At 72.2% G+C, this 24,928-nt stretch carries 26 protein-coding genes and 1 pseudogene; 13 read left to right on the top strand and 14 right to left on the bottom strand.

The annotated features are described in order from the left end of the window. Positions 1-4: 4 nt before the first annotated feature. Positions 5-2,215, bottom strand: a complete 2,211-nt coding sequence (locus tag Bra3105_RS10150; protein WP_228356591.1) for an FUSC family protein — start codon at positions 2,213-2,215, stop codon at positions 5-7. 166 nt (positions 2,216-2,381) lie between these two features. Beyond that, positions 2,382-3,260, bottom strand: coding sequence for an alpha/beta fold hydrolase (locus tag Bra3105_RS10155; protein ID WP_228356592.1), 879 nt, complete (start codon positions 3,258-3,260; stop codon positions 2,382-2,384). 90 nt (positions 3,261-3,350) lie between these two features. Here Bra3105_RS10155 and Bra3105_RS10160 point away from each other — a divergent pair, with 90 nt between their 5' ends. Next, positions 3,351-3,995 (top strand): mycothiol transferase, encoded by a 645-nt coding sequence (locus tag Bra3105_RS10160; RefSeq protein WP_228356593.1) that lies wholly within the window; start codon positions 3,351-3,353, stop codon positions 3,993-3,995. A 32-nt stretch (positions 3,996-4,027) separates the two neighbouring features. Here the strand turns inward: Bra3105_RS10160 and Bra3105_RS10165 are convergent, their stop codons facing one another. Next, positions 4,028-4,336, bottom strand: a complete 309-nt coding sequence (locus Bra3105_RS10165) for a 2TM domain-containing protein (protein ID WP_228356594.1) — start codon at positions 4,334-4,336, stop codon at positions 4,028-4,030. Positions 4,337-4,520: 184 nt separating this feature from the next. On the opposite strand from Bra3105_RS10165, the pseudogene Bra3105_RS10170 reads away from it, so the two are divergent. Both Bra3105_RS10170 and Bra3105_RS10175 read left to right on the top strand, forming a co-directional pair. Continuing rightward, positions 4,521-5,310 (top strand): annotated as a pseudogene (locus Bra3105_RS10170) (SDR family oxidoreductase). Between the two features lie 176 nt (positions 5,311-5,486). Further along, complete coding sequence (locus Bra3105_RS10175) at positions 5,487-7,010, top strand: APC family permease (protein ID WP_228356595.1); 1,524 nt, start codon at positions 5,487-5,489, stop codon at positions 7,008-7,010. On the opposite strand, the gene Bra3105_RS10180 is transcribed toward Bra3105_RS10175, so the two are convergent. Continuing rightward, entirely contained in the window at positions 7,000-7,935 is a 936-nt protein-coding gene (locus tag Bra3105_RS10180) for a CPBP family intramembrane glutamic endopeptidase (RefSeq protein ID WP_228356596.1), read from the bottom strand. The two genes, Bra3105_RS10175 and Bra3105_RS10180, sit on opposite strands and share 11 nt — an antisense overlap. A 66-nt stretch (positions 7,936-8,001) precedes the next feature. Next, entirely contained in the window at positions 8,002-8,253 is a 252-nt protein-coding gene (locus tag Bra3105_RS10185; RefSeq protein ID WP_228356597.1) for a hypothetical protein, read from the bottom strand. 37 nt (positions 8,254-8,290) lie between these two features. Here Bra3105_RS10185 and Bra3105_RS10190 point away from each other — a divergent pair, with 37 nt between their 5' ends. After that, positions 8,291-9,079, top strand: coding sequence for a fructosamine kinase family protein (locus Bra3105_RS10190; RefSeq protein WP_228356598.1), 789 nt, complete (start codon positions 8,291-8,293; stop codon positions 9,077-9,079). A gap of 22 nt (positions 9,080-9,101) precedes the next feature. Here the strand turns inward: Bra3105_RS10190 and Bra3105_RS10195 are convergent, their stop codons facing one another. Both Bra3105_RS10195 and Bra3105_RS10200 read right to left on the bottom strand, forming a co-directional pair. After that, complete coding sequence (locus tag Bra3105_RS10195; protein ID WP_228356599.1) at positions 9,102-9,926, bottom strand: methyltransferase domain-containing protein; 825 nt, start codon at positions 9,924-9,926, stop codon at positions 9,102-9,104. Next, positions 9,923-10,885 (bottom strand): EamA family transporter, encoded by a 963-nt coding sequence (locus Bra3105_RS10200; protein WP_228356600.1) that lies wholly within the window; start codon positions 10,883-10,885, stop codon positions 9,923-9,925. The genes Bra3105_RS10195 and Bra3105_RS10200 overlap by 4 nt, the downstream gene beginning before the upstream one ends. A gap of 71 nt (positions 10,886-10,956) precedes the next feature. On the opposite strand from Bra3105_RS10200, the gene Bra3105_RS10205 reads away from it, so the two are divergent. The 3 genes from Bra3105_RS10205 to Bra3105_RS10215 all read left to right on the top strand — a co-directional run bounded on the left by Bra3105_RS10205 (position 10,957) and on the right by Bra3105_RS10215 (position 13,504). Next, the gene (locus Bra3105_RS10205; protein ID WP_228356601.1) at positions 10,957-11,949 is read left to right on the top strand and encodes a LysR family transcriptional regulator; all 993 of its coding nucleotides are present in this window, start codon (positions 10,957-10,959) and stop codon (positions 11,947-11,949) included. Continuing rightward, positions 11,946-12,989, top strand: coding sequence for a cation diffusion facilitator family transporter (locus Bra3105_RS10210; RefSeq protein ID WP_228356602.1), 1,044 nt, complete (start codon positions 11,946-11,948; stop codon positions 12,987-12,989). Before Bra3105_RS10205 ends, Bra3105_RS10210 begins: the two co-directional genes overlap by 4 nt. Positions 12,990-13,084: 95 nt before the next feature. After that, entirely contained in the window at positions 13,085-13,504 is a 420-nt protein-coding gene (locus tag Bra3105_RS10215) for a YccF domain-containing protein (RefSeq protein ID WP_200503262.1), read from the top strand. Between the two features lie 27 nt (positions 13,505-13,531). Here Bra3105_RS10215 and Bra3105_RS10220 read toward each other — a convergent pair whose 3' ends face one another. From Bra3105_RS10220 to Bra3105_RS10235, 4 genes are read right to left on the bottom strand one after another with little or no spacing between them, the layout of a single operon-like run. Then, the gene (locus tag Bra3105_RS10220; RefSeq protein ID WP_228356603.1) at positions 13,532-14,281 is read right to left on the bottom strand and encodes a VOC family protein; all 750 of its coding nucleotides are present in this window, start codon (positions 14,279-14,281) and stop codon (positions 13,532-13,534) included. 10 nt (positions 14,282-14,291) lie between these two features. Next, on the bottom strand, positions 14,292-14,690 hold the full coding sequence (locus tag Bra3105_RS10225) for a serine/threonine protein phosphatase (protein ID WP_228356604.1): 399 nt from the start codon (positions 14,688-14,690) through the stop codon (positions 14,292-14,294). Between the two features lie 55 nt (positions 14,691-14,745). Further along, on the bottom strand, positions 14,746-15,006 hold the full coding sequence (locus Bra3105_RS10230) for a Txe/YoeB family addiction module toxin (protein ID WP_200503265.1): 261 nt from the start codon (positions 15,004-15,006) through the stop codon (positions 14,746-14,748). A 1-nt stretch (position 15,007) separates the two neighbouring features. Then, entirely contained in the window at positions 15,008-15,286 is a 279-nt protein-coding gene (locus tag Bra3105_RS10235; protein WP_200503266.1) for a type II toxin-antitoxin system Phd/YefM family antitoxin, read from the bottom strand. Positions 15,287-15,433: 147 nt separating this feature from the next. Between Bra3105_RS10235 and Bra3105_RS10240 the strand changes: the two genes are divergently transcribed. The 4 genes from Bra3105_RS10240 (at position 15,434) to Bra3105_RS10255 (ending at position 19,012) form a co-directional block, all read left to right on the top strand. Next, a complete protein-coding gene (locus tag Bra3105_RS10240) occupies positions 15,434-16,318 on the top strand; it encodes an oxidoreductase (RefSeq protein WP_228356605.1) in 885 nt (294 codons plus the stop codon). A 65-nt stretch (positions 16,319-16,383) separates the two neighbouring features. Beyond that, a complete protein-coding gene (locus tag Bra3105_RS10245; RefSeq protein ID WP_228356606.1) occupies positions 16,384-17,235 on the top strand; it encodes an alpha/beta fold hydrolase in 852 nt (283 codons plus the stop codon). After that, positions 17,232-18,545: an MFS transporter gene (locus Bra3105_RS10250; protein ID WP_228356607.1), complete on the top strand. Its 1,314-nt coding sequence runs from the start codon at positions 17,232-17,234 to the stop codon at positions 18,543-18,545. Before Bra3105_RS10245 ends, Bra3105_RS10250 begins: the two co-directional genes overlap by 4 nt. A 26-nt stretch (positions 18,546-18,571) precedes the next feature. After that, positions 18,572-19,012, top strand: a complete 441-nt coding sequence (locus Bra3105_RS10255; protein ID WP_228356608.1) for a VOC family protein — start codon at positions 18,572-18,574, stop codon at positions 19,010-19,012. Between the two features lie 32 nt (positions 19,013-19,044). Here Bra3105_RS10255 and Bra3105_RS10260 read toward each other — a convergent pair whose 3' ends face one another. Further along, the gene (locus tag Bra3105_RS10260) at positions 19,045-19,623 is read right to left on the bottom strand and encodes a TetR/AcrR family transcriptional regulator (RefSeq protein ID WP_228356609.1); all 579 of its coding nucleotides are present in this window, start codon (positions 19,621-19,623) and stop codon (positions 19,045-19,047) included. 143 nt (positions 19,624-19,766) lie between these two features. Here Bra3105_RS10260 and Bra3105_RS10265 point away from each other — a divergent pair, with 143 nt between their 5' ends. Continuing rightward, positions 19,767-20,117, top strand: coding sequence for a hypothetical protein (locus tag Bra3105_RS10265; protein ID WP_228356610.1), 351 nt, complete (start codon positions 19,767-19,769; stop codon positions 20,115-20,117). 45 nt (positions 20,118-20,162) lie between these two features. Here the strand turns inward: Bra3105_RS10265 and Bra3105_RS10270 are convergent, their stop codons facing one another. Together Bra3105_RS10270 and Bra3105_RS10275 are read right to left on the bottom strand one after the other, a co-directional pair. Then, a complete protein-coding gene (locus tag Bra3105_RS10270) occupies positions 20,163-20,855 on the bottom strand; it encodes an aspartate/glutamate racemase family protein (protein WP_228356611.1) in 693 nt (230 codons plus the stop codon). A gap of 332 nt (positions 20,856-21,187) precedes the next feature. Next, positions 21,188-23,059 carry an HNH endonuclease signature motif containing protein gene (locus tag Bra3105_RS10275; protein ID WP_228356612.1) on the bottom strand — a complete coding sequence of 624 codons (1,872 nt, stop codon included), beginning with the start codon at positions 23,057-23,059 and terminating at the stop codon, positions 21,188-21,190. A gap of 418 nt (positions 23,060-23,477) precedes the next feature. Here Bra3105_RS10275 and Bra3105_RS10280 point away from each other — a divergent pair, with 418 nt between their 5' ends. Further along, the gene (locus tag Bra3105_RS10280) at positions 23,478-24,812 is read left to right on the top strand and encodes an FAD-binding oxidoreductase (RefSeq protein ID WP_228356613.1); all 1,335 of its coding nucleotides are present in this window, start codon (positions 23,478-23,480) and stop codon (positions 24,810-24,812) included. Positions 24,813-24,928: the final 116 nt, after the last annotated feature.

Raw genomic sequence — 24,928 nt, forward strand, 5'->3', positions numbered from 1 at the left:
TCGGTCAGCGCGCGGCCGGGTGGCCGATCTCGCGCAGGGAGCGGGCGAGCATCGACAGCTGCTCGAGCGTCTCGTCCTCCCAGGTCCGCGCGGTGCGGGCGGCGTGGGCGCCAGGGGTAGAAGGTGTGGAAGGGGTGGAAGGGGAGCCCGTCGACCGGTCCTCGGCCGCACGAGCTGCCCCGACGACCGCGCTCACCTCGGCCACCCGCTCCTCGTCGGCGACATCGCGAGCCAGGGCCGCGACGGCATCGCAGGCGTCGGCCACCCGCGGATCGACCGTGCGCGCGTCCGCCGGAACCGCCGGGGCCGTCGGGGCCGTCGGATCCATCGGGCCCTCGCTCGCAGTCCGTGCCATGACGCGGCTGGTCACGGTGCGGGCGATGCTCACGGAGGTCGCCACCACGGTGAGCCGGCGGCGCACCCGGCGCGGACGGTGCTCGGTGAGGTGGTAGCGCGTCATCGGCGCGGCGGCGAGCGCGAGCCGCCTGCGGGCGCCGATCGTCGCGAGCAGCAGGGCGTCGACCTCGTGCTGGGCCCCCGGGCCGGGGTCGCGCAGCGCGAGCGCCGTGCCCTCCATGAGGTCGCCGATCGACGCGGCGACCTCACGCTCAGCACGCGCCACGGTGTCGCGCGTGCTGACCGGGGCGAACAGCAGCGCCACCAGCACGCCGATGCCCGCGCCCGCGACCGTCTCCGCGAGGCGCAGCAGGAGCAGGGCGTCGGAGAACAGTCCGAGGATCCCGTAGAGCTGCGCGACCAGGATCGTCACGAACAGCATCATGTAGGCGTAGGAGATGCGGATCAGGTAGAAGCCGCAGAAGACGCTGATGAGGATGACCGCGAGCTCGATCATCGGGTGGCCCGCGGTGAGGGCGGCGAGCGCGATGCCCACCACCAGGCCCAGCACGGTCCCGATCACGCGGTTCAGGGACTTGCCGAAGGAGTCCATGCGGGTGCCGGTGCCCGTGAACACCACGAACGCGGCGATCACCGCCCAGTAGTAGCGGGAGTCGCTGATCAGGGTGCCCGCGAGGATCGCGAGCGCACCGGCGATCGCGACCTGCACGGCCTGCCGCGTGGTCGCCTGCGTGCGCACGACGGGGTTCCAGCGGGCGCCGCGGGCGCGCACGTCCTTGGCGACCGAGGGCGGCCCCGGCAGCATGCCCAGTCCGGTGAGCGCGGCGGCCGGCGTGAACTCGGCGTTGCGCTCCAGGTCCGGGGGCAGATGGGGATCGGCCGGCCGTTGCACGAGCTCGTCGATGCCGCGTGCCAGGGAGCGCACCTCGCGGCGCAGGCGCTCGGCGTCCATCGCCCCGTCGGCCGCGGAATCCTGCCCGGGAGCGCCCTCGCGCGCCATCATCCGCTCGAGCAGCGCAGCGACCCTGCGGGCGCTCTCGTCCTCGCCGTCGGCCAGGTGGACAAGCGCGCGTGCCGCGAGCGAGCGCACGCGCGGCGGAGCCTGCATGAGGTGCAGGGACGCCCAGCCCACGAGGTCCAGGGAGAGCTGCCCCTCGAGCAGACTGCGGCGCAGGGTCTCGGCGCTCCAGCCCACCGGCAGCGCCCGCGCGTTCGCCGCCCATCCGTCGCTCATGAGCACCATCTCGTCGAAGAGCTGGCGCTCGTCGAAGACGCGGCGGGTCAGCCGGTCACGCTCCCGCTCCGACTGCGCGCGCAGCCGGGAGGCCATGAGCCGCAGCAGTCGGCTGCGGCGCGCGACCATGCTGCGGAAGACCCTCGCGAGCGTGCGCCGCGGATGGGGTCGGAACACCGTGGTGCACAGCAGGGCGACGACCGCGGTGCCCACGACCACGGCGAGCATCAGATGCGGCAGCTGATCGGGCGTGGGGCGCAGGAACAGCGAGAAGAAGAACCCCATCCACAGCAGGAAGCCGTAGAAGAAGAAGTCGAGGCCGAAGCGCCGCACGTACACGGCACCGAACATGACCAGCACGAACACGAGGTGCGAGAGCCACAGGGAGCCGCCGACGAGGGTCCCGACCACGAGGCCGACCCCCATCGCCACGGGGAAGAACAGTGCTGCGCGGAGGCTCTCGCGGGCCATCGGCCGCGCGAGCGCGTTCGAGCCGATCATCGCGATCACCGCGCCGAGGATCATCGTCGGCAGCAGCGCGGCGGGCTCCAGGTGCAGGGCTGTCCCCAGCAGCGCCTCGGCTGCGAGGTTCGCGGCGACGCAGCAGGCCCCGGCGAGCCCCATGCGGAGTCTGCTCAGACCCGGATCGGAGGCGATGAGAGCGTCCAACGGGCGCGAGAGCAGCGGCGGCACTGGGCGGGAGCCTCCTCGGGCGGCAGGGGTGTCGGGGACCCATGGAGTCTAGCCGCGCCTCCCGAGCGCTCCCTGCCCGTCGCCGTCCCCTCCCCGCTCATCCTGCCGAGCGCAGGACCTCCTCGAGCACCTCGCGGGTGCGCTCGGGCCGCTCGACCCAGGGGAAGTGGCCGGCGCCCTCGATGATCCGCTTGCGTCCGCGACGCGCATGGGCGGCGAGCGCGACGACGCCGGCGACCTGCCGCGGATCGGCGAGCCCGTGGAGGAACCAGACCGGCGCCTCGATCGTCTCGAGAGCGGCGACGAGGGCGTCGTCGGCCACCAAGGGATCGGCCGCCAGCAGCCGGTTCGCGGTGTGCTCGATGTCCAGGCCGGCGGCGGCGAGGCGCTCGGCGCGCACGATCCCGTCGGCGGTGTCGGCGAAGTCGGTGGCCCACTGCAGGGCGCGCCAGCGGGTCTCCTGCTCCCCGGAGCGCGCCTCCGGTCCGAGGGCGTCGAGCCGGGCGAGCTCCTCGGTGATCCCGGCGGCCCCGCGGCGGCGATCGCGCTCGGCGCGGAAGTCCGTGCGCCAGTCCCCGATGCCCGTGCCGCTGAGGAAGCCGACGGCGGCGACGTGCTCGGGGTGCGCGCCCGCATAGGCCAGGGCGAGGGAGGCGCCGAAGGAGTGGCCGACGACGATCCATCGCTCGTGGCCTCCGTGCCGGTTATCGAGCGCGGCGCGCAGCTCCTCGAGGTCGGCGACGGAGCGCCGCACGGCCAGCTGCTCCTCGGGCACGGGCCTGGGCGTGCTGCGTCCGCATCCGCGCTGGTCGTAGCGGTGGACGAGGGACTGGTCGGAGAGCAGTGCGGCGAGGTCGCCGAGGTCGTCCCAGAGGCCCGGCCCGCCGTGGACGAGCACGACGGGCGGATGGGCCCCGGCCTCGCCGTCGGTCCAGGTGGCGAGCTCGGTGCCGTCGGCGAGAGGGATCATGCGCATGGGGCCGACGGTATCCGGGACGCACGGCGCACCGCGCGACGCCTGCTTCACAGGACAGAAATCGTCCGCATCGCGGCGCAGTATGTACTCATGGCCTCGGAGGGCACCGCTCCCGGCCCCGCGCCGACCCAGGAGCACACCATGTACGCACCCACGCAGGACACCGAGATCGACGGCCTCGTCGGATACATCGACGCACAGCTCGACGCCCTGCGCGCGAGCATCCACGGCCTCACCGAGGAGCAGGCGCATGCCGCGCCCTGCCGCAGCGCGCTCTCGGTGGGTGCGCTGGTCAAGCATGCGATCTACGGGATGCGCGAAGCCACCGAGCGCCTGACCGCAGGGCCTCGGCTGGATCCCCTCACTCCGGAGGCCTTCGCGAAGCACGCGGACAGCACGCGGCTCGGCGACGACGAGTCGGCCGCCGCGCTGCTGCCCGCCTTCGACGCCGCGCGCGCGGACTACCTCGCCGCTCTGCGATCGACGGACCCGGCGGCGGCCTCGCAGGAGGCGCCGGCCCCCTGGGCCGGGATCACCGCACCCACGCCGATCCTGCAGCGCTACTACCTGGTCCATCAGGTCGAGGAGCTGGCCCGGCACGCGGGCCACGCGGACATCATCCGCGAGCAGATCGACGGGGTCACGATCCCCGAGATCCTCATGACCCTGTCCGGGCAGGAGGCCAACGAGTTCTTCACCCCCTACGAGGCGCCCGCCGGGACGATCACGGGCTGATCGGAACCCGCAGGTCCGGCCGCCCGCGCACGTCAGCGGCCCTCGCCGCCCAGCCGCCGCATCTCGGCCTGGATCCGGTCCTCGCTCACCCCACCGCCGAAGACGCCGAGCACCTGCCAGAGCAGCCCGATGCCCCAGAAGGCGATGGGGAAGAAGGGCCAGAAGAAGCCGCCGCCGTTGCGCGCCCAGAACACCACGAGCATGCCGTTCACGACGACGTACACCGCGATGCTCATCGCGAGGTTGCGACGGGCGTGCAGACGGTCGACGGCGCGGCGGCGGAGATCCGTCTCCGCGTCGCTGCTGTCCGAGCGGGGGAAGCTGTCGTCGAAGCGATCCATGGTGACCCTCCTGGCCGAGCGCCGTCGGCGCGTGTGCTGTCGTTGCACTCGACGCTAGGCGGCGCCCGTCCCGACCTCCCCTGACAGCTGTCACGTCCGCACCGGGACAACCCTCCTGTCCCGTCGGCCGGGCCGCCCGATAATCCCGTTGCCCACCTGCACGCCCCGCCGTAGCGTCCGCCCCATGACGCACCAGAACACCGACGACCTGCCCCTCCCCCGCGCCGCGCTGCTGACCGGCGTGGGCCGGCGCCGCGGGATCGGCGCCGCGATCGCCCGCGCGCTGGCGGAGGACGGCTTCGACCTCGCCCTGAGCTTCTCCGACGACTACGACCGGCGCGTGAACGCCGAGCCCTCCGACGTCGAGGTGCTCGCCGAAGAGCTGCGCGGCCTCGGCCGGCGCGTGGTGCTCGTCCCCGGCGACCTGTCCGATCCGGCCGAGCCCCCACGGATCCTCGACGCGGCGAGCGCCGAGCTCGGCCGCCTGGGTGCGCTCGTCATGTGCCACTGCGAGTCCGTGGACTCGGCGATCCTCGACACCACCGTGGAGAGCTTCGACCGCCACTATGCGGTGAACGTGCGGGCCAGCTGGCTGCTGCTGAAGGCCTTCGCCGAGCAGGTGGAGGTCGGCGCCGACACCCCCGGCGGGGCGGTCGTCGCCCTCACCAGCGCACACCGCCCACAACCTCCCGTACGGCGCGACCAAGGGCGCTCTGGACCGGCTCGTGCTGGCCGGCACGCACGAGCTCGCCGATCGCGGCATCCGCACGAACGTCGTGAACCCCGGCCCGATCGACACCGGCTGGATGGACGACGCCGTGCGCGAGGCCGGGGCCGCCCAGACCCCCGGCGGGCGTCTCGGGGCCCCGAGCACGGTCGCGGACCTCGTGCGGTTCCTGGTCTCGGCGCGCGGCGGCTGGATCCGCGGCCAGCTGCTGCTGTCCAACGGAGGTTTCGCGACGCCCGCGGTGTGACGCTCGCGGTGTGAGGCCCGCTGTGTGAGGATGCCCGGCCGCATCGAGGGCGAGGGGGCGCGGGCGCGGCCGTGGAGACTATGCTCGCCCCGGCGCAGGGACGGTGTCCCGCCTCCTGGACGCCCTCCGCGCCCTTCGCGCACCTCCTCCGCCCCCGCCAGAGAAGAGCACCCGGCATGACCCAGATCGGTCCCGACGGCAGCACCCGCTTCGCCGAGGAGCAGAACCAGGTGCTGCATCGGACGCTCGGGCGCTTCGACATCGTGTTCATCGTGGTCTCGGCCGTCGTCGGCCTCGAGATGCTCGGCTCGGTGTCCTCGCAGGGGCCGGAGACGTTCACCTGGCTGGTCTTCCTGATCATCGTCTTCCTGGTGCCCTACGCGCTGGTCTTCGCCGAGACCGGCTCCGCGTTCGTGGGCGAGGGCGGCGTGTACCTGTGGGTGCGCCAGGCCTTCGGCCGCCCCGCCGCCGCCGTGGCCTCGGCGTTCACCTGGATCACGCAGCCCGTGTGGGTGGGCGGCTCGATGGCGTTCCTGTGCGCGGAGGCCGCCCGTGAGCACCTCGTGCACTTCGCGGCGGGCTCGCTCGCCGACTACGCCTTCAAGACCGCGTTCATCTGGATCACCGTGCTCGCGGCGATCCTCTCCCTGAAACGCGCGAAGTGGATCCCGACGATGGGCGCGGTCTGCAAGATCGTGTTCCTGGCCCTGTTCATCCTCACCGCGGTCATCTATGCGGCCCAGCACGGCGTGCAGAGCCTCGCGATCGGCGACTTCTCCCCCACCGTCCAGGGCTTCATCACCCTGACCCCGCTGCTGCTGTTCGCGTTCCTGGGCTTCGAGTCGGGCTCGAGCGCCTCGGGCGAGATGAAGAACGCGGAGAAGGACGTCGCCTTCTCCGTGCTGCGCTCCTCGGCGATGGCCGGTGTGCTCTACCTGATCCCGGTCTTCACGATCCTGCTGGTCATCCCCCACTCCGACATCGACGGGGTCTCCGGCCTGCTGCGCGCGGTCGCGACCGTGTTCTCCGTCTACGGCACCGCGGCGCCCGTCGTGCTCACCGCGGCGGTCGCCCTGTTCCTGCTCGCGAACATCGGGCAGGGCGCGGCCTGGATGATCATGTCCGACCGCATGCAGGCGATCGCCGCGGCCGACGGCTCCTTCTTCGGCGGCTTCTTCGGGAAGTTCCACCGGAGCCTGGGCACCCCGATCCGCGTCAACCTGCTCTCCGGCACGGTCGCGACGGTGTTCATGATCGCCGCGATGCAGCTGACCGGCTCGAGCGCGGCGCTGTTCAACGTGGTCCTCTCCGTCGCCATCACCACCTACCTGTTCAGCTACCTGCTGGTGATCCCCGCTGCCGTGCGCCTGCGCCTGCGCTTCCCGGACCAGCCGCGGCCCTTCCGCGTGCCCGGCCCGAACGGCGTGTTCGTCGCCCTGGGCGTCGTGACCACGGCGTTCGTGGCGCTCGGCTCCTGGGTCTCCGTGTTCCCGGGCACCCTGGAGACGCTTCTGGGCGTCCACTACGACTTCTCGAGCGCGATGGGCGTGCCCTACACGGCCTTCGAGGCGCTCACCCTGGGCACGATCGTCTTCATCATCGCGATCGCCCTCGTCGGCTTCGTCACCGGACGCGGCCTGCGGCGCGAGACGGTCGCGGCGGAGTCGGCCGCGGTGGAGGACTCCGGGATCAGCCGCTGACCCCGCTCCTCGCCCGTCGGCCGACGGGCCCGAGTATCCTCCCGCGCCGCATGGCGAGGACCAGCATCACCAGTCCCGCGGCGAGCCCGACGAGCACGGTGACGAGCGAGCCCTCGATGCCCATCGAGCCGCCCGTCAGCCACGTCGGCCCATGGATGTCCGCGATCAGCAGGCCGTTCTGCCGCCCGGTGCCGGAGACCACGGAGGAGAACACGCCCGCCTGCACCGCGTTCCATGCGATGTGGATGCCGATCGCGAGCCACAGCCGGCGCGTGAGCAGGTAGGCGGCGCCCAGCAGGATCCCCGCCTCGACGACGAGCCCCAGGGCGCTGGCGGGGCTCGCGCCGTCGTTCGTGAGGTGGATCAGGCCGAAGACGAGCGAGGTGAGCACGAGCGCGCCCCAGCTGCCCATCCAGGCGTCGATGATCCGCAGCAGGATGCCGCGGAAGAAGATCTCCTCGACGAATCCGGCGCCGATGCCGATCGCGAGGGGCGCGAGCAGCTGCGGGGAGGCCGCGATGCCGGTGATCCGGTAGCCGCCGAGCAGGGCGATGAGGGCGACGCTCAGCGAGATCAGCACGGCGCCGATGATGAGGCCGACGACGAGCTCCGCGAGCTTGCCGCGCCCGCGCAGGGCGAGACCCGGGCTCCGGCCGACGGGTCCGACGATCACCAGGAAGCCGCCGACCCCGATGGCCGCGGCGATCACGGCGCCGAGCAGGAACGCCCAGGGAATCGGCCCGTCCGCGACGTCACCGCCGGCGAGAACGGAGGCGAGGACCGAGACCGCCCCCATCACGACCTCGGCGGCGAGGAAGAGGACGACGCCGAGGATCAGCTGGAGCCACCGACGGCGGTCGCTGCGGTCGATGGAGTCGATCGGGTCCGTCGGGCGGAGAGCCGGCGGCGGGGCCGAGGTGCTCATGGCACCGATCATGGACCCGATGGGCGCCCGTGTCCCGGCCCGGGCCCGAACCGTCGGGTCTGCGGGTCAGGGGGAGTCGGGCAGGCCCGACTCCCCGTCCCCCTCCGCGGGGACGTCGAGGGTGATGGTGCCGCTGTCCAGGAAGTCGGCGTCGCGGCGGGGATCCGTCTCGCTCGCGCTCTCGGCCTCGGCGACCTCCTCGATGCCCTCGTCGGGCCGCGACCAGGGGAAGGCGGCGGTCGGCGGGAGCGAGGGGATCGCTCCGCGCCGCAGGGTATTGCGGGGCTGCTTCTCGTCGGTGGATTCGTCGTCGGTCATGGTGGTCTCCTCTCCGTCGTCATGCCTACGGTGGCACATGGCTGATTTCGTGAAGCAGCGACCCGGCGCCCCGCAGGGCTTCTTCGCCGCCGAGGCCGCGGGCCTCGCCTGGCTCGCGGCCCCGCGCGCGGTGCCCGTCGTCGAGGTGCTCGAGGAGGGCGCGGATCATCTGCGGCTCGAGCGCCTCGAGTCGGTGCGGCCGTCCCCGGAGGACGCCCGCGCCTTCGGCGAGCGCCTCGCCCACCTCCACGACGCGGGCGCCGAGGGCTTCGGCGCCGCCCCGTCGGACACCTCGTGGTTCGGCCCGCTCGAGAGCCCCTTCGAACTGCCGACCACCGCCCGCGAGGACTTCGCGACCTTCTGGGCGCGGGACCGCCTGGAGCCGCTGGCCCGTCGGGCGGGCCCGCAGCTCGGGGCCGACGGGTCCGCCGCCGTCGACAGCGCGATCGAGGCGATCGCCGGCGGCGCCTTCGACGGCGTGAGCGGCGAGGGACGCGAGGACCCCTCGCGCGTGCACGGCGACCTGTGGTCCGGGAACCTGATGTGGACGTCGTCGGGCGGGACGCTCATCGACCCCTCCGCGCACGGAGGTCACCGCCTCGAGGACCTCGCGCTGCTGACGATGTTCGGCGCGCCCCATCTCGACGCGATCCTCGCGGGCTACGATGCCGCGCATCCGATGCCGACGGGCTGGCGCGAGGACCTGCCGGCGCACCTGTTCTTCGCGCTGCTCGCGCACGTGGTGCTGTTCGGCGGGAGCTACGGGGCCGAGAGCGTGCGCGTCGCCGAGCGGATCACCGAGCGCGCCCGGGATCTCGCGGGCTGAGCGCGGCCCGAGCGCGCTCTGGTCACACCCGCGCGAGGATCTCCCCGTGCAGCAGCACGAACCAGCCGGCGGGGTCGTCGGCCCAGCGCTTCCAGTCCTCGCCGATGGCGTCGAGCTCGGCCTGCGTCGCGCGGCCGGCGTCCAGGAGCTGCTGGGCGACGGCGCCCGCGGTGATGCGCTGCGAGGAGGATCCGGCCCAGAAGGCGCGGTCGGCGGGGGTCGCGTAGCACCAGGTGCCCGCGCCGGGCTCCACGTCGCCCAGCCCCGCCTCGAGCGCCCAGCCCAGCAGGCGCCGGCCGGCGTCGGGCGTGCCGCCGTTGTCGGCCATGGCCTCGATGAACAGTTCGCGCCAGCGGTCCAGGCCCGGCAGCTCGGGCCACCAGCGGAAGGCACCGTAGTCGGCCTCGCGGGCGGAGACGATGCCGCCGGGCGCGGTCACGCGGCGCATCTCGGCCAGCACGCGCACGGGGTCGGCGACGTGGTGGAGCACCTGGTGGGTGTGGGCGATGCCGAAGGAGCCGTCCGCGAAGGGCAGGTGGTGGGCGTCGGCCGCGCGGACCTCGACGCCCTCGAGGCCCTGACGGGCGAGCTCGTCGCGGGTGATCCCCGCGGACTCCTCCGAGACCTCGATCGCGGTGACGTTCTCGGGGCCGACGATGCGGGCGAGGTCCGCGGTGATCGTGCCCGCGCCGCTGCCGACGTCGAGCACCCGCATGCCCTCGCGCAGGTGCGGGAGCAGGTGCGCGGCCGAGTTCTCGGCGGTGCGGTGGCGGTGGGAGGAGAGCACCGCGTCCTCGTAGCCGTGGGTGTAGTGGTGCTCGTGGCCGGGACCGGGGTGCTCGCTCATGGGCGCGACGCTACGCGCGCCTCCTCGGGCCCGGGCGCAAGTCTCGCCATCTGACGTTCCTGGTCGGGCACGGCTCCTTCGGCCCGTCGTGCCCGCCGCGGCGCCCACGAGACCAGCAGCACCCCGCCGACCACGAGCACTCCCCCGGCCAGCTCGAGCGGGGCGACGCCCTGGGAGAGCACGATCCAGGCCGCGCTCATCCCCACCACGGGCACCAGCATCGAGAAGGGCGCGACGGACCCCGCGGGATGGCGCGACATCAGCCAGCTCCAGATCCCCGAGGCGACCAGCGTCGCGATGACCACCGTGTACAGCAGGCCGAGGATCGCGAGCAGGCCGCGGGAGGTCAGGAGACCGTCGGCGGAGGCGGCGATGCGCTGCGGCCCCTCGACGAGGAGGGAGAGCGCGAGCGTGGGGATCGGGGGGATCACCGACATCCAGAGCACGAGCCGCAGCGGCTGCGTCGAACGGGCCTCGCGCGTGCAGATGTTGCCGATCGCCCAGCCGAGGCCCGCGAGCAGGGTGAGGACGAAGGGCCAGATGGCGGCGTTCTCCGCCCGGTGCCAGCCGACGACGGCGAGGCCGAGGACCGCCACCGCGATCCCGATCCCGGCGCGCCGGCCCAGCGATTCGCGGGTGAACAGGACGCCGAGGAGCACCGTGAACGGGGCCGAGGCCTGCAGCACGAGGGAGGCGAGGCCGGCGGGCATGCCCAGCGTCATCGCGATGTAGAGCAGGGAGTACTGGGCGACGCCGAAGCCGAGCCCGTAGCCCAGCAGCCAGCGCAGCGGGACCTGCGGCGGGCGCACGAGCAGCACGGTGGGGATCGCGATGAGGGCGAAGCGCAGGGCGACCAGGAACAGCGGCGGGAACTGGGCCAGGGAGGCGTCGATCGCCAGGAAGTTGACGCCCCAGATCGCGGCGACGGCGATGGCGAGGAGGCGATGGCGGCTGGGCATGGGTCCACGGTGCACCCGCGATCCCTTCAGCACAATCGCAGAGTTCTGCATCGTCGTTGTAGCGTTCCTGCATGGACGTGCGTCATCTGGAGCTGCTCCGCGAGTTCGCTGCGCGCGGCAGCGTCACCGCCGTCGCCGCCGCGACCCACCGCACCCCGTCGGCCGTCTCGCAGCAGCTGCGCGCCGCCCAGCGCGACCTGGGGGTGCAGCTCGTGCGCCCGCAGGGACGGGGCCTGCGGCTCACCGAGGCCGGCGAGCTGCTGGCCCGCGGCGGGGACGAGGTCGCCGAGGCGGTCGCCGGGGTCGCCTCCCGGCTCGACGACCTGCTGGGCGCGCCCAGCGGCACGGTCGACGTGCTCGCCCTCGCCAGCGCCGCCGTCTACCTCTACCCGCAGCTGGTGTCGACGCTCGAGGGCTCAGGGATCGACCTCGTCCTGCACGACGACGACATCGCCGAGACCGCCTTCGCCCAGCTCACGGCGGACCACGACATCGTCATCGGCCATTCGCTCGCCGGTCCGGCACCCAAGGGCAGCGAGCGCTGCCGGGTCGTCCCGCTGGGGTCGGAGCCCCTGGACGTGGCGATGGCCGCCGATCATCCGCTCGTCTCCCGCGCGTCCCTCACCGCCGCCGACCTCGCGGACCAGGAGTGGATCGGCGTGCCCGAGGGGTTCCCCTTCGACCGCGTGCTGCAGACGATCTCGCTGGCCACGGGAACGCACCTGCGCGTGGCCCAGCGCCTGCGCGACAACCACCTCATCGAGGCCCTCGTCGCGCGCAGCGACCTCCTCGCGATCCTCCCGCGCTTCACCACGCGCACCGATCGCGGGATCGCCCTGCGCCCCGTGGAGGGCGTGCCCACCCTGCGCCACGTGAGCGCCCTCATGCGCCCGGACGCCGCGCAGCGCTCGGCGGTGCGGCGCGTGCTCGAGGTGCTGCGCGAGGCGGCCGACGCGGCGACGCAGGCCGCCGCGGGCGCACAATGGACGGGCGCACAGCGGACGGCCGGACCGAAGGTCGACACGGCCCGCAGCACCGGAGACGAGGAGAGGGACGAGGCATGAGCACAGCCCCGCAGGAAGCTCACCCGGCGCCGCTCGCGCCGACCCCGCAGGCAGGGGAAGACTCCGGCGGCTCCTCCGGCAGCGGCCTCACCGTCATCCTCGCCTTCGGGGCGAACCTGCTGGTGGCGATCGCGAAGTCGATCGTCGCGGCCCTCACGGGATCCGCCTCGATGCTCGCCGAGGCCGCGCACTCCTGGGCCGACACCGGCAACGAGGTCTTCCTGCTGATCGGCGAGCGCCGCGCCCGCAAGCCGGCCGACGCCGCCCACCCGATGGGCTACGGCCGCTCGGGCTACGTGTGGGCGATGTTCGCCGCGATCGGCCTGTTCGCCGTCGGTGCCGGGGTGTCGATCTGGCACGGCATCCAGTCGCTCGGCGCGAGCGGCGACGAGGGAGCCGACTACACCTGGGGCTACGTGGTCCTCGGCATCTCCTTCCTGCTCGAAGGCACCTCGTTCCTGCAGGCCCTGCGGCAGACGCGCGCGGGGGCGAAGCGGCGCCGGATCAGCCCCCTGCGCTACGTGCGCACCACGTCCGACCCGATGCTGCGCGCGGTGTTCGCCGAGGACTCCGCGGCGCTCGTGGGGCTCGTGATCGCGGGACTCGGACTGTTCCTGCACCAGATCACGGGGAACGCGATGTGGGACGCGCTCGGCTCGATCCTCGTCGGCGTGCTGCTGGGCGTGATCGCCGTGATCCTCATCGGCCGCAACGCCTCGCTGCTCACCGGCGAGGGCGGGACGCCGCTGGTGAGGAACCGTCTGCTGGCGATCCTCGAGGAGAACCCCGACATCGAGACGGTGACCTTCCTGCACACGGAGTGGATCGGCGCGAACAAGCTCTTCGTGGTCGCGTCCGTGGACGTGGTGGGCGACGTCAAGGAATCCGAGCTGCGCGAGAAGGTGCAGGCCGTGGAGGATCTGCTCGAACGCGAGGACGACGTGGAGCGCGCGCTGCTGACGCTCGCGCGCCCCGGCGACACAACCCGGCTCGAGCCCTCGCCGCTGCCCGACTGGTACGAGCCGGACGACGAGGGCTGAGGGCCCGGGTCCGGGCCGGGGCCCGAGAACCGCACGCCGAGGACCGGGGGAAACCCCCATCGACGCCCCCGCGCCGCCCCGCCTACGATCGGGGCATGCGTGGAATCCTCACCCTGATCCTCAACATCATCTGGCTGCTCACCGCGGGCTGGTCGCTGTTCCTCGGCTACGTGCTGGCCGGGATCATCGCCTGCATCCTGGTGGTCACGATCCCCTTCGGCCTGGCGTCGTTCCGGATCGCCGGCTTCGTGATCTGGCCCTTCGGGCGCGAGGTCGTGGACACCCATCGCGGCGGCGCCATGAGCGCCGTGGGCAACGTCATCTGGTTCCTGGTCGCCGGGCTGTGGCTGGCGATCGCGCACGTGCTGACCGCCGTCGCGCAGGCCGTCACGATCATCGGCATTCCGCTGGCCTGGGCGAACATCAAGCTGATCCCGGTCACCTGCTTCCCCTTCGGCAAGGAGGTCATCTCCTCCTCCGATGCCCGGGCGCAGATGTTCCCGACCGCCCGCTGAGGGCGGCCGCCCCGGCGAGGGCCCCGCTCAGGCGCCCGACGGCGCGGGCAGCACGCAGAACTCGTTGCCCGAGGGGTCGGTGAACACCCGCCAGGGCAGGTCGCCCCAGTCGGGGTGCAGCTCAGCGCCGCCGCGCGCGACGATCCCTGCGGCACCCGCGTCGGCGTCCTCGCCCGCTCCGAGCCGCACGTCGAGGTGCATCCGGTTCTTGCCGTCGGCCGCGCCCTTCGGAGCGGGCTCCGCGCACATCTCGAGCAGCGGCCCGCGGCGCGAGGGGTGGCGCAGGGACGCGTCGGCGACGCCCGCGACCGGCGTCCATCCCGTCAGCCACGACCAGAACTCCCGGTCGCGCGCGGGATCACTCGAGTCCAGGGGCAGCGCCGCGATCGGCCCGGTGCCGCGATAGGCCGCGCGCTCCTCCATCACGCAGAAGGGGTTGCCCTCGACGTCGGCCAGCACCACCCACGGCACGTCGCCCTGTCCGATGTCCAGGTGCCGCGCGCCGAGCGCGAGGGCCCGTTCGACGATCTCGGCCTGAGCGGCCCCGCCGAGCAGGTCGAGGTGCAGGCGCAGCGGCTCGGTCGGCGGCACGGGGACGGGCTGGAGGCAGACGTCGAGGAAGGCACCCGGATCGGGGTCGGTCCCGGGATCGAGGTGCACGCGCATCTCGACGCCCTCCGGCCCGTCGGTGAGGGGCTCGGCGTCCAGCAGCCGCCGCCAGAAGCCGCCCATTCGGTGCGGGTCGACCGCGTCGATGACGATGTTCTCGAGATGCACGGCGTCCCCCTCAGCGCGCGGCGCCCGCGAGCCGCAGCCGGTCGGTGGGCAGCGCGACGTCGATGCCGCCCACGAGGTCGATGGCCTTGGCGACGTGGGCGGACATGTTCTCGATCGCGCGGCCGACGACGACGCGGTCCCGATCGATCTCGCGGATGCGCACGCGCGTCCACCCCGCCTCCTCCTGCAGCAGCCAGTCCTCGGCGAGGAGCCGCAGGCCGATCCCGTCGAGCACGGCCTCCGCCTCGTCGAGGTCCATCGGCTCGCCGCGGCGCTGCCACAGCAGGTCGTAGGGGACGAAGCCGCCGTCGGCGGTCATCTCCATGTAGCCCACGTGCTCGCCGTCCTCGGCGCGCAGGTGGTCGAAGACGTCGGCCGCATCGGGACGCGGGGAGGCTCCAGTGCTCATGGCGTGCGAATCTACGCGGCGCCGTCGGGGATGGCGAGGGGTTTGCGCGCCGGGCTCACCCGTAGTGGTACCGGCACGCGGCGATGCGCACTTCGTCCGCGCCCACGAGCTTGTAGACGAGCCGGTGCTCGTCGGTGATCCGGCGGGACCAGTAGCCGGCGAAGTCGTGCTTGAGGGCTTCGGGCTTGCCGATCCCCTCGTTCCCGTTCCGGGCGATGTCCTTGAGGAGCGCATTGATGCGGCGGAGCACCCGACGATCCTGCGCCTGCCACCAGAGGTAGTCCTCCCAGGCGTTCTCGTCCCAGACCAGCCGCATCTCAGGCCCGATCCGGATCCGGACCGTTGTCCTCGATCAGCTCGTGCTCGCTGCCGGCCCCGGACTCGAGTCGCTCCATCGCGTCCAGGAGACGGCGAGCATTGCGAGGCGACCGCATGAGATACGCGGTCTCGCGCAGCGACTCGTAGTCCTCGAGCGAGAGGATCACGACCGGGTCGTGCCCCGCACGGGTGACGACGACCTCCTCGCGGTCGTCGACGACGCCGTCGAGCACCTCTGCGTAGCGCGCACGGGACTCCGTGTAACTCATCGTCTTCATGACCGCCTCGCCTCTCGTGCCGCACTCCGATCACAACCTGTACAGAAAAGTGTACGCATCGCCGGAGCGCTCGTCGAGAGCCGAGGCGCATTCCGCCCACAGCGCACCCGTTGGCGCTCCCCGTCGGCGAGGCGCAGGATGGCCCCCATGAGCACTGGACACATCGGAGACCTCACCGTCCGCCGCGTCGGATACGGCGCCATGCAGCTCGCCGGCCCGGGCGTCTTCGGACCGCCCGCCGATCCCGAGAACAACAAGAAGGTGCTGCGCCGCGCCGTCGAGCTCGGCGTGGACCACATCGACACCGCCCAGTTCTACGGCCCCGACGTCGTCAACGACCTCATCCGCGAGGCCCTGCACCCCTATCCCGAGAACCTGCGTCTGGTGACGAAGGTCGGCGCGCAGCGCGGCGAGAAGGGCGAGTGGCTGCCCGCGGGCGAACCCGATCAGCTCGTCGAGCAGGTCGAGCAGAACCTGCGCGCCCTGGGCACCGAGCAGCTGGCGATGGTGAACCTGCGCCGCTACGAGCTCGACGCCCCCGGCGGCGAGGAGCCGGACCTCGAGGAGCAGCTCGCCGCCCTCGTCACGCTGCGCGAGCAGGGCAAGATCGCCCAGATCGGCATCTCGAGCGTCCCGGCGGCCACGGTGCGCCGCGCGGTCGAGGCGGCCGACGTGGTCTCGGTGCAGAACCCCTACTCGATCCTGGACCGCTCCGGGCAGGAGGCGCTCGAGGTCGCCCGCGAGCACAGCCTGGCCTTCGTCCCGTACTTCCCGCTGGGCTCGGCCTTCACGGGCGGCCCCGAGAAGATCGCGGCCGATCCGCGCATCGCCGCCGTCGCCCAGAAGCACGGCGTCGCGCCCACGCAGGTCGCTCTGTCCTGGCTGCTCGCCCAGTACGAGAACGTGCTGCTGATCCCCGGCACCGCCTCCGTCGCCCACCTCGAGGACAACCTCGCGGTCGACGACATCGCGCTGGACCCCGAGGACCTCCTACAGCTCGCGAAGGTCGAGGAGTCCCCCGTCGGCCACTGACCGGGCACGCCCCGGCGCGCGGGACGGCTTTGCCGCTCCCGCGCGGCGAGGACTACCGTCGGCCCGTGCCGAAGATCCCCTCCCCCGCCGACGGCGCCCGCATCGCCTATGACGTGACCGGCTCCGGGCCCGCGGCCGTCCTCCTCCACGGCTCCGTGCTCTCGCGCGCGATCTGGCGCGCCTACGGGTACGTCGACGCGCTGAAGAGCGACCGCACGGTGATCCGCATCGACCTGCGTGGGCACGGACGGTCCGACGCCCCACACGAGGCGTCGGCCTATACTCAGGGCGCGTTCGTCGCGGACCTGATGGCCGTCCTCGACGCCGAGGGCATCGAGCGCGCGGCGCTGATCGGCTACTCGCTCGGCGCGCGCATCGCCGTCACCGCGGCCGTGCGCCGCCCCGAGCGCGTGACGCACCTGGTCTCCCTGGGCGGCTCCGCCTCCGCGCAGCAGGGCTCCGTGGACACCGTGTTCTTCCCCGGCACGGTCGAGACCCTGCGCAGCGAGGGCATGGAGGGCTTCTGCCAGGCGCAGGGCCTGGGACCCGAGGTCACCGGCCGACGCGACCGCGGCACCCGCACGGCCTTCCTCGCCGCCGATCCCCTGGCGATGGCCGCCCTGTTCACGGCGACCGAGACGACCCCCGGCATCCCCGACGCCGAGCTCTCCGCGTGCCCGGTCCCCGCACTGTGGATGGCCGGAGATCGCGACCATCCCCGCTTCGAGGAGTCCGAGCGTGCGGCGGCGCTGATGCCCGACGCGCGCTTCGTCCCCCTGCCCGGCCGCACCCATGCCGCGACCCTCGCCCCGGCAGAGCCGATCCTCGAGCAGGTCCTGCCGATGCTCGGCGCCGCGTCCTCATCCACGTCCGCCTCCGCCCCCTCCCCCGCATCGACGCGTCAGGAATCCGCATGACCACCTCCTCCTCACCCTTCTCCCCCGCTTCCGGCGCTCCCGCCGCCTCCGTCCTCCCGGCCCCGCATCCGCGCCGCTGGCTGATCCTGGTGCTGGCATGGGCGGCCTTCACGATGACCTCGCTCGATCGCTCCGTGTGGGGCCCGGCGGCGCCGAGCGTGGGCCAGGCCCTCGGGGTCGCGCTCGCCTCCCTGGGCGTGTTCGCGACCTGCTACTACATCGGCTACGTGGTCTCGAACTTCCTGGGCGGACTGGCCTCGGACTGGGTGGGGCCGCGTGTGGTGCTCACCGCGTCGATGGTGCTCGCGGGCGCCGGGATGGTGTTCTTCGGCAGCGTCGAGTCCTTCGCACTGGGCCTCGTGGCGCAGGCGCTCGTCGGCTTCTTCGCCGGAGCCGACTACTCGGCGGGCGCGAAGTCGATCTCCTCGTGGTTCTCGGGACGCGAGCGGACCTTCGCCGTCGGCCTGTTCACGACCGCGACGTCGCTGGGCACGGTGGTCGCGAACCTCGTGGTGCCCACGATGATCGCCGAACACGGCTGGCGGCTCTCCTACCACCTGTTCGGCGCGATCTCGATCGTGCTCGGCCTGGTCATCGCCGTGCTGCACAGGTCCCGGCCCCCGCAGGCCCAGGGCGCCGAGCTCGCGACGCCGGCGGCGCCGCGCACCCCGCACCTGGGACGTGTGCTGCGCAGCCGAGACCTGATCGTGCTGGGCATCGCCGGCTTCTTCTCCCTGTGGGGCACGTACGGCTTCATCACCTGGTCGAACACCCTGATGATCGAGGGCAAGGGCATCGACCCGGTGCACGCGGGCGGGATCGTCGCCCTGTTCGCGATCACCGCCGTGGTGATGAAGCCCGTGATCGGCCTGGTGGCGGGGCGCGTGCCCTTCCACCGCAAGTACCTGGCCGCAGGCATCCTCGTGCTGTTCGCGCTCATGCTGCTGGTGTTCGGGGCGCTGGGCTCCCTGCCGGCGTTCTACATCGCGGCGCCCGTGCTGGGCTTCGCGGCCTACTGCTACTCGCCGATCCAGAACGCCCTGATCCTCGACTACGCGGGCGCGGGCGACTCCGGCTCGGCCGCGGGCACGCTCAACGCGGTGTGGCAGCTGGGCAGCGTCGTGGTGCCGACGGTGGTGGGGGCGGTATTCGCCTCGACCGGCTCGGTCTACTCCGCGTTCGTGACCCTCGCGATCGGCCCGCTGCTCGCGGCGCTGCTCATGCTGCCGCTGAGCGGGAGGTTCCGCTCGGCCGCACCGGAGGACGAGGCCACGGCGACCGCGCCCGCGACGGGTCCCGCGGCAGGCTGAGCACCGTCCGACACGAGGAGCACACCATGGACCAGCGTATCACCCTCATCACCCTCGGGGTCTCCGACCTCCGCCGCTCGACGTCCTTCTACGAGGCGCTCGGCTGGCGGGGCCAGGAGGTCGAGGAGACCGTGTTCTTCCAGGCAGGAGGCATGGGACTCGTCCTGTGGAGCCGCGAGAAGCTCGCCCGGGACTCGGGCGTCCCCGGTCTTCCGTCGGGCGACGGGTTCGACGGGTTCGACGGGATCATCCTCGCCCAGAACCTGCGATCGGCCGCGGAGGTCGACGAGCTCATCGCACGCGCCGAGTCCGCCGGTGCCGCGATCACGCGGGCGCCCGCGGAGACGTTCTACGGCGGCTACGCCGGCTGTTTCGCGGATCCTGACGGCCACCTCTGGGAGATCGCCTTCAACCCCGGGTTCCCGCTCGAGGACGACGGGTCGCTGCGCATTCCTGAGCTGGGCTGAGGGAGGGGTTCGGCCGCCCCGCCACGCACGTTCTACGCGGGAGCAGCCGCGCCGAGGCCGTGTCCCCAGTGCGCGACGAGCCGTCCGTAGGCCTGCGTCACCCTCTCGAGATCTCCGGTGGCCTCGAGGTCGAGCACGAGGCCGCGCACGATCGCGAGAAGCTCCGTGGCCGCCACACGGGCCTCCTGCGCGTCGAGACCGCAGGCGGAGAAGCCGAGCGCGAACTGATCGAGCCAGTCCTCGCTGAGCCCTCGTCGGACGCCCTGGTCGTCGTCGGGCTGCGCGAGCCGCGCCTGGGCCGCGACCTCTCCGAACAGGCGGAAGCTCCCGCGGGCCTCGGGGCTCGTGAACCAGCGCCACGCGTCCGGAAGGCGTCCGACGAAGTCCGCGTCCGCCGGCAGGGCTCGGCGCATGTCCGCGAGCTCGTCCTCGCGCGCACGGGCCACCGCCAGCGCCATGAGCGAGTCCCGAGAGCCGAAGTGGTGGACGAGCATGCGCCCGCTCGTCCCCGCGGCGGCCGCCAGTCGCTGCAGCGTCGCTCCGGCCAGCCCGTTCGCGATCAGATCGGCGGCGACCCGACGCACCAGCTCATCCCGGTGCTTCTGATCCACTGTCCTCGCCACTGCGCGCCTCTCTCCGCTCGCCCGGAAGGATCCGCATTCGGGGCGGATCGTGGGAATCCGATCCTCTCGCAGCATCGGCCCTGTCGGAGAGCCGACGATTCATGTACCGTCCATTACATCAATGATGCCGAATGTTGACGGACGACGACGAGGCAGGACGGACCATGATCATCGCGTGCTTCGCCAGGACCCTTCGACCCGGCATCCCCCTCGACGACTTCATCGCGGCCTGGATGCCGCCCGGCCGCTCGGAGGTCGACTATCCCGTGCGCTGCCGCCTGGCCACCGACCCGCAGAATCCTCGTTCTGTGCTCTCGCTCTTCGAGATCGACGCCCCGAGCGAGAAGCTCGCGGAGATCATCCCGACCCTCGTGCACCCAGACTCCGAAGCGCGGCTGGAGAGGATCGTCGAGACCACGGCCCTGGCGGGAGTCTTCGAGGTGGACCGGGAGTTCGGCGGCGACGTTCCCGCGGAGGGGTGAGCCGAGGCCGCGACGGAGACGTAGGGCCTCCACCTCACCTGCGCCTCAGTCGGCAAGTGCCGCGTCGACGGCGGCCTGCGCGTGCAGTCGCGTGGTCGGGAACACCGGGACGGGGGCGTCGTCGGCCCCGATGAGCAGCTCGATCTCGGTGCATCCCAGGATGATGCCCTGGGCGCCGCGGTCGACGAGACGCTGGATGACGTGCTGGTACTCGCGGCGCGAGGCGTCGCTGACGACGCCGACGACCAGCTCCTTGTAGATCACGCGGTGCACGAGTGCGCGGTCCTCGGCGTCCGGGACGACCGCCTCGATGCCGTGCTCGCGCATCCTGTCCACGTAGAAGCCCTGCTCCATCGTGAAGGCGGTCGCCAGCAGACCGACGCGGCGGATCCCGGCCCGGTCGACCGCATCAGCCGTGATGTCGACGAGGTGCAGAAGCGGGATGTCGACGGCGGCCTCGATGGCGTCGGCCACGAGGTGCATGGTGTTGGTGCACAGCACCAGCAGGTCGGCGCCGGCAGATTCGAGGGCGCGGGCGCGCTCGGCGAGCAGACGCCCTGCCGCGCCCCAGTCCCCGGCTTCCTGCATGGCCTCGATCTGTGCGAAGTCCACGGAGTCCAGGACGATCCGCGCGGAGTGCGTCCCTCCCAGGCGCTCGCGCACGGCCTGATTGGCCAGGCGGTAGTACTCGGCCGTCGACTCCCAGCTCATCCCGCCCAGCATGCCGATCATCCTCATGGGAGTGCTCCTCTACCTGGTGTCTGCGCTTCGGGTCTGCGTCCCGCGCGTGCTGCTCGGGTCTCTGCGGCACGTTCCGCCGAGGCCCGATCCTTGCACGTGGCGCGGATACGGCGAAGGCGCGCGCGTCGGTGCGAGCTGGGCTCTCCGTGGCGAAGGCCGAGAAGCCGATGACGCACCGGCTTATAGGGGCTGGCAGAGCGACGATCAGCCGTCCGCCTCCTTTGGGGCGCAACTGTAGAGGGGCACGGTGGTGTGCCCCTCTACAGATGGGGTGGCGCTGCTGACGGGGTTCTGACTTGCTGGCCTGCGATGGCGGGCCGCGCCGTGGGTCAGAAGGGTGGCGGTCCGGGGTCGAACTTCGGAGGTGGATCCTGGCGTTTGCGTGGCCTTCGGGTGGTGGCGCTGATGGGGATGTCGCCGTCGTAGTGGAACGTCGGGAGTGGCTGGTATCGACGCCTGACGGGTTTCTCGACGGGGACCTCTTCCAGGTCAGGGGCACCGGCCTGGTCCATGTCGACGCGGGGCCACGGGTCCGGGACACCAGGCCGGACCGGCCACGGTGAGTCCAGCCGAGCGGGATCGGGAGACGGCGACTCTGCGCTGGTCCCGTCCGCTGCCTCGCGTTGCTGCTCGTAGTCGTCCTGCCTGCGCTCTATCGAGTCCCAGACGGCGTCGAGCTGTGCGACGGCTTGTGGGGTGAGGAGATCGGTGTCGTCCTCGCGGAACACGCGGAAGCGTTCGTGCATCTCCCACACCGTGCCCGCGGTCCCTGCCGGTGACTCGTCCGCCTCTACACGGATGGGGTCGAGCTTGCCGGCGGTTTTCATCGCGTGGTGGAACCAGCACAGGAAGTGCAGGTTCTCCACCGCCGTCCGACCACCACACACCGGGTCCGCGTGGTTGTACTCCACGATGTGATCCGCTTCGGAGGCCACAGACGCTGCGCGCTCGCAGCCAGGGACGCCGCAGGACTGGCCGCGGAGTCTCAGGTGTTCGAGCATCGCCCCGGTCGGCCGGTACTTCTCCGCCGGACGCGGCAGAAACTCCCCGCTCGAGGGATCGGTGAGGACCCGGAACCACTCGTCGCTCTTCCCGGCGATCTCACGGGCCATCTGCGCCGGGATCGGCGTCCCGTCCTCCAGCACGCCCGGGGCATCGTCGCCGCCGACGAGGGTCAGGAACGGGACGAGCACGTTCAACCGGAACCTGGCCTCCGGAACGGTGATGCCGCCGGTGTCGAGCTGGGCGGCATGGGCGAGGTGGTAGCGGATCAGGTTCAACGACAGGGGCATGCCCTCGTTCTCCACCCGACGATCCGGATCCAGGGGGATCTCCGTGCCCTCCATGAGGGCGTGGCGCTGGGCGTTCTGGATCGCCCGAGCCGCCTGATCGAACTTCCCCGCCAATGCCTTGATCTCCGGTGCCGGGCCGATGATCCGCAGCGAGGCGACGCCATCGAGGGTTCCGGGGTCCAGGACCATGCGACGGCGGGTGGAGGAGATTTCTTCGGGTTCTTTCGGATGCCGCTGCTGAATCTTCGCCACCAGGAGTTCGAGGCATTTCGTGAATACTCTCGGCATGATCGCCAAACACCACGAGGCGACCGTGACATCCACCAGCACCATCTCCGCGGGCGTGAAATCCGCGGTGCGCCGCAGCAGGGTGCGGAACCATTCCGCCGGGAATTCGCCTGCTTCCAGGGCTTGGGTGCAGCGCGGGAGGAGGTCCACGGCCCGGTGGGCGTCGGTGATGGCTTTGGAGGCCTGCCCGCGGGTGCAGCGCATCGCGACCGCGACCATCAGGTCCTGCTGCTCGACCTCAAAGGGGTCGGCGTCCATGTCCTCACGCCCCGCCCAGAACGGCGCCAGGGCCACGAAGCGGCGGGAGAGCTCGTAGGACTCGTCGACGCCCTCGTCCCAGAGGGCGCGGACCTGCGCGGTGAGCTCCGCATCCGGGCGGGACTTGACCCTGCGCGCCACCACCTCCCGGCAGACCGCCTTCTTGGGTTCCTTCACGATGAACAGCGGCTTCACGCCCTCCGGGGGCGCGGCCACGAACCGGGGCGTGTGGGCGTGCATGTCCTCGCGCTGACGCTCGGTCATCTTCTCCAGGTCGTCCAGGATCGTGAACGTCGACTCGATCGCCGGCTGCCCGGGAAGGTCCAGACGCCCCTGCGACTCCGGCTGCTCGACTGCACTCACACCACCCACCCCCTCCCCCGGCACTCCACCACCCAGCGCGAGACTGCGCGATGCGATAACCCTGATTCGAGAGACGAGAACAATGAATCCGGCGACTTCACCTATGAACCCGCCGCCACTCGCGCTCGATCGATATGTCCGATTCTATCCCGTCTTGCCACCGAAAACTAGACCTCAATCGAGAATGTGGATAAGCCGAAGAAACACCTCCCTCTTCCACGCCCAACAACCTCTCAGTGGATAACCCCGTGGAAAACACCCCCATGTGGAGGAACCGCTGCGAATACCCCGACCTCAGCTGGCACCCCAAACACCCCACATCCCGACCCCTTGACCCTGTGCCGACCACACGGACTCCGATGGATCCTTCACGCCCCCTCGAACCCCGCACGAAGCCCACCCGAGAGAACGGACCCGCATGAGCCAGCACGACCTCGTCACCGACCTCCGCGCCCGACACCCGGAGATCGCCCTCGCCCTGCCCGGCGAGGACATGTACGCCCGCTCGCTCGACCTGTGGAACGGCACGGTCACGACGAGACCCGCCGTCATCGCTCGGCCGACCAGCACCGACCAGGTGTCCTCGCTCGTCCGGATCGCCCGGGAGCACGGCACTCCCCTCGCCGTGCGCGGCGGGGGCCACGACTGGCTGGGCCGGTCCCTGGCGGCCGACGGGCTCACGATCGACCTCACCGACCTGCGCGACGTGCGGATCGAAGGCACGGAGGCGGTCGTCGGCGGCGGCGCCCTGGCCCGGGATCTCGTCGCCGAAACGAGCCCCCGCGGGCTGCTCGCCGCGACCGGCACCGCCGGATCGGTGGGGCTGGCCGGGCTCTCCCTCGCCGGCGGCTACGGCCCGCTTCTGGGCACGGCGGGCCTGGCCTGCGACAACATCCTGAGTGCGGAGGTCGTCCTGGCTGACGGCACTGTCACCTCGACGCAGGAGGATCCGGAGCTGCTGTGGGCGCTGCGGGGCGGCGGCGGGAACTTCGGCGTGGTGACGTCGATGCGGATCGCCCTGCACCGCGACCCCGGCATCGTCGGCGGGACCGTGCTCTTCCCGGGGTCGCAGGCGGCGACGGTGCTCGACGGCTGCGCCGAGCTCATCGCACGCGGGATCCGCGGCCTGACCCTCCTCGCCGAGCTCACGCGCGTCCCCGTCGTCGGCCCCAGCGTGCTCGTGGTCGCGGTGTGGTCCGGCGAGCCCGACGGGGCGGGCCCCGCGCTCGACGCGGTGCGAGGACTCGGCACTCCTCTCGTCGAGGACCTGCAGCCGACGACGCAGCGGGACCTGCTCGCGGGCTTCGACCAGCAGGTGCCGCACGGGATGCACTGGTGCATGCGCGCGCGGACGGTCCGCGCCCTGACCCCCGAGGTCATCGCGACGCTGCTCGCCGCGGCCGAGGACCGGCCGGGATCCGGCGCCGGCATCGGGATGCGGCAGTTCCACGGCGCGGCGACCGACGTGCCGGCGGATGCAACCGCCTTCGGCCGGCGCGAGGAGCACGTGGCCCTGGAGATCTCGGCCGGGTGGACCGACGGGGAGGACCCGGAGCCCTACGTCGAGTGGGCGGAGCAGGTGCGGCGCACCCTCGAGCCGCTCGCCCTCCCCGGCGGCTATCCGAACTTCCTCGCTCCGCAGTTCACGGATCAGGTCGCGGCCTCGTACGGGGGCCACGCCGATCGTCTGCGCAGGGCGAAGTCCCGCTTCGACCCCGACGGCGTCTTCACCGCCACGCCCCTGCCCTCCTGACGCGCCCTCATCCCGCCCCGCGGCCGCTGACAGCGCGCCCCGCATGCCCGATCATGGGGCGAGGAGCGTCCATCGCCCGAGAGTCGAGAGAGCCGAGAACGTGCGAGAGCGGGGAA

Source organism: Brachybacterium halotolerans subsp. kimchii (assembly GCF_020792675.1).
In the GTDB taxonomy this organism is placed as follows: Bacteria; Actinomycetota; Actinomycetes; order Actinomycetales; family Dermabacteraceae; genus Brachybacterium; species Brachybacterium halotolerans.

Excerpts from the sequence above, each read along its gene's own strand:
- Bra3105_RS10150 (WP_228356591.1), bottom strand. The coding sequence starts at position 2,215 with ATGGGGCTCGCCGGGGCCTGCTGCGTCGCCGCGAACCTCGCAGCCGAG.
- Bra3105_RS10155 (WP_228356592.1), bottom strand. The coding sequence starts at position 3,260 with ATGCGCATGATCCCTCTCGCCGACGGCACCGAGCTCGCCACCTGGACC.
- Bra3105_RS10160 (WP_228356593.1), top strand. The coding sequence starts at position 3,351 with ATGGCCTCGGAGGGCACCGCTCCCGGCCCCGCGCCGACCCAGGAGCAC.
- Bra3105_RS10165 (WP_228356594.1), bottom strand. The coding sequence starts at position 4,336 with ATGGATCGCTTCGACGACAGCTTCCCCCGCTCGGACAGCAGCGACGCG.
- Bra3105_RS10175 (WP_228356595.1), top strand. The coding sequence starts at position 5,487 with ATGACCCAGATCGGTCCCGACGGCAGCACCCGCTTCGCCGAGGAGCAG.
- Bra3105_RS10180 (WP_228356596.1), bottom strand. The coding sequence starts at position 7,935 with ATGAGCACCTCGGCCCCGCCGCCGGCTCTCCGCCCGACGGACCCGATC.
- Bra3105_RS10185 (WP_228356597.1), bottom strand. The coding sequence starts at position 8,253 with ATGACCGACGACGAATCCACCGACGAGAAGCAGCCCCGCAATACCCTG.
- Bra3105_RS10190 (WP_228356598.1), top strand. The coding sequence starts at position 8,291 with ATGGCTGATTTCGTGAAGCAGCGACCCGGCGCCCCGCAGGGCTTCTTC.
- Bra3105_RS10195 (WP_228356599.1), bottom strand. The coding sequence starts at position 9,926 with ATGAGCGAGCACCCCGGTCCCGGCCACGAGCACCACTACACCCACGGC.
- Bra3105_RS10200 (WP_228356600.1), bottom strand. The coding sequence starts at position 10,885 with ATGCCCAGCCGCCATCGCCTCCTCGCCATCGCCGTCGCCGCGATCTGG.
- Bra3105_RS10205 (WP_228356601.1), top strand. The coding sequence starts at position 10,957 with ATGGACGTGCGTCATCTGGAGCTGCTCCGCGAGTTCGCTGCGCGCGGC.
- Bra3105_RS10210 (WP_228356602.1), top strand. The coding sequence starts at position 11,946 with ATGAGCACAGCCCCGCAGGAAGCTCACCCGGCGCCGCTCGCGCCGACC.
- Bra3105_RS10215 (WP_200503262.1), top strand. The coding sequence starts at position 13,085 with ATGCGTGGAATCCTCACCCTGATCCTCAACATCATCTGGCTGCTCACC.
- Bra3105_RS10225 (WP_228356604.1), bottom strand. The coding sequence starts at position 14,690 with ATGAGCACTGGAGCCTCCCCGCGTCCCGATGCGGCCGACGTCTTCGAC.
- Bra3105_RS10230 (WP_200503265.1), bottom strand. The coding sequence starts at position 15,006 with ATGCGGCTGGTCTGGGACGAGAACGCCTGGGAGGACTACCTCTGGTGG.
- Bra3105_RS10235 (WP_200503266.1), bottom strand. The coding sequence starts at position 15,286 with ATGAAGACGATGAGTTACACGGAGTCCCGTGCGCGCTACGCAGAGGTG.
- Bra3105_RS10240 (WP_228356605.1), top strand. The coding sequence starts at position 15,434 with ATGAGCACTGGACACATCGGAGACCTCACCGTCCGCCGCGTCGGATAC.
- Bra3105_RS10250 (WP_228356607.1), top strand. The coding sequence starts at position 17,232 with ATGACCACCTCCTCCTCACCCTTCTCCCCCGCTTCCGGCGCTCCCGCC.
- Bra3105_RS10255 (WP_228356608.1), top strand. The coding sequence starts at position 18,572 with ATGGACCAGCGTATCACCCTCATCACCCTCGGGGTCTCCGACCTCCGC.
- Bra3105_RS10265 (WP_228356610.1), top strand. The coding sequence starts at position 19,767 with ATGTTGACGGACGACGACGAGGCAGGACGGACCATGATCATCGCGTGC.
- Bra3105_RS10270 (WP_228356611.1), bottom strand. The coding sequence starts at position 20,855 with ATGAGGATGATCGGCATGCTGGGCGGGATGAGCTGGGAGTCGACGGCC.
- Bra3105_RS10280 (WP_228356613.1), top strand. The coding sequence starts at position 23,478 with ATGAGCCAGCACGACCTCGTCACCGACCTCCGCGCCCGACACCCGGAG.